General features: G+C 42.1%; 3 protein-coding genes and 1 pseudogene. All 4 read right to left on the minus strand.

Annotation, left to right across the window (positions count from 1 at the left end; all coding sequences use genetic code 11):
- Window positions 1–566, minus strand: a 566-nt coding sequence (locus C6Y40_RS13160) for an IS5 family transposase (protein ID WP_105934963.1), incomplete at its 3' end; no start/stop codon positions are given.
- A gap of 245 nt (window positions 567–811) precedes the next feature.
- The gene (locus tag C6Y40_RS13165) at window positions 812–1213 is read right to left on the minus strand and encodes a type II toxin-antitoxin system death-on-curing family toxin (protein ID WP_105934977.1); all 402 of its coding nucleotides are present in this window, start codon (window positions 1211–1213) and stop codon (window positions 812–814) included.
- Complete coding sequence (locus tag C6Y40_RS13170) at window positions 1213–1383, minus strand: acetyltransferase (protein WP_105934978.1); 171 nt, start codon at window positions 1381–1383, stop codon at window positions 1213–1215. Before C6Y40_RS13170 ends, C6Y40_RS13165 begins: the two co-directional genes overlap by 1 nt.
- A gap of 96 nt (window positions 1384–1479) precedes the next feature.
- Window positions 1480–1831, minus strand: a pseudogene (locus C6Y40_RS13175) (IS4 family transposase); the annotation flags it as partial.

Genomic DNA, 1831 nt, shown 5'->3' on the forward strand with positions numbered 1-1831 from the left:
TTAGGTATGACGGAGATACCTCCTTTGGCTTCAATATATTCTCTTAATGCGTCACTATCGTAGCCTTTGTCACCTACGAAAATGTTTACTTCCCTTAAATGGTCAACCAGACTTTGAGCCCGAGCTATATCATTTCTCTGGCCTTCTGATAGTTCAAAATAAATTGGAAGCCCACCACTATCCACGGCTAAATGGATTTTTGTGGAGTTACCACCTCGGCTTTTTCCAATGCACTCATTATCCTTAGTACCTGCTCCGGCACTATGCTGATGAGCTTTGACAATCGAACCATCAGCAAAGACCCAGTCGTAATCAGATAGTTTGGCTAACTCATTGAATAACATGTTCAATAAACCTTTCTTCGACCATAAATTGAATCGGCGATAAACGGCGCTCCAACCGCCGAATTCTGTTGGTAAATCACGCCAAGGAATTCCTGTTCTCAGCCGGAAGAGTATCCCTTCAAACGTCATTCTATGTTCTGGTTTATTGTAAATGCGGCCTGTACTCTTCATTACTTGAAGTAGCTTTTGCCACCGCTTATCAGTTAGCATTAGTCTCGGCATGGTAGTGAGTTGTTCTTTTACTTTTGGCGAAGCAAATTATAACTCTTTACCATGCTGCTCAAAAACCAATCACGAAAGATCAACACGCCTTAAAGAGTAATTAGGGTAATTAGATTCGTACACGAACTGGCAGTAACGGATTTTGAGTTAAATCAGATTTGGCTGTCAGTCACTGGCAAATGGCCGAAATGAGCGAGAAGCAGACATTAGCAATACCATGAAGGACTGGTAAGCAAAGGTAAATTTCAGAGATCTGAGTTTTGTTCGAAAATATATTGTGAATAAAGCAAGTCGGCAAAATCTGACTCATCGATTTTTCCAATAACTAAGTCTCTGATAGCATCTGCGAAGAGATCATTATCAGCGGTTAACTCAAAATCGTTGAGCGACAAATACTCTAGCGCAACAGCCAGACCTGTTCGCTTATTAGCATCGGGAAGTGAATGAGAAAGCGCAATTGAAGAGGCATATTTTGCAGCTATTTCGAAAACGTCATCTAAGCCTGAATAGGCAATGGCATTATCAATTCTGCCTAGGGCACCCTGAAGTTTGTTGATATCAGCAGCGCCTTTCATGCCTGGTTCGTTTTCGAGAATGAACACGTTAATTTCTATCACGCGTTCAAAGGGGAAGAAAATGAGATCCATTACATATCAGCGAGTTTTTCAAAAGTGCGCTTATGTGTTCTTAAAACCAGCTTAGTTTCAGACTTAACAATTTGCTGGCCAGACTCACCGGACAAGTCAAGTTTCTTGCTGGCGGCGATTTTAGGGCGCTTTACAGCTTTCACGCCGTATATTTCAATCTTTGTATTCATAATCACCTCTAACGATATAGCAGCTAGTATACCTCTGATTCAAAGATAAGAGAATCAGGCAAACCAAGTACTAAATACTGAGGGATCCCCACGAATTTAGCATGTAATCTTGCTCATGCAAGCTTCAGCGGTGAGTTCATCAAGCCAGCGGATCGTCTTTTTCCACTGATGCAGGGTAAATCGCATTGAGGTGTTAAAAGCTCTCAAGCCAAGAAAGTGAAAGGATAGTACGGATTTTGTTTCGGTATTTGCCTGAAAGCGTCGATGCTTGTTACTGACAACTAATAGCATGCCCAACAGTACAGCCACTAACGAAGCCAGTGTGGTAAGCAAGACCAGAACAGTAATGCGTGTCTTGGTTGTGCTGCGATTATTTTCATACCCCAGACCAAAGCGCGTGCTTTTCATATCCCGAAAGCCTTCTTCTATTTGCATGCGCTGGCGATAA

Source organism: Marisediminitalea alba (assembly GCF_002993365.1).
Taxonomy (GTDB): Bacteria; Pseudomonadota; Gammaproteobacteria; order Enterobacterales; family Alteromonadaceae; genus Alteromonas; species Alteromonas alba.

Coding starts and splice junctions, on each gene's coding strand:
- C6Y40_RS13165 (WP_105934977.1), bottom strand. CDS start 1,213: ATGGATCTCATTTTCTTCCCCTTTGAACGCGTGATAGAAATTAACGTG.
- C6Y40_RS13170 (WP_105934978.1), bottom strand. CDS start 1,383: ATGAATACAAAGATTGAAATATACGGCGTGAAAGCTGTAAAGCGCCCT.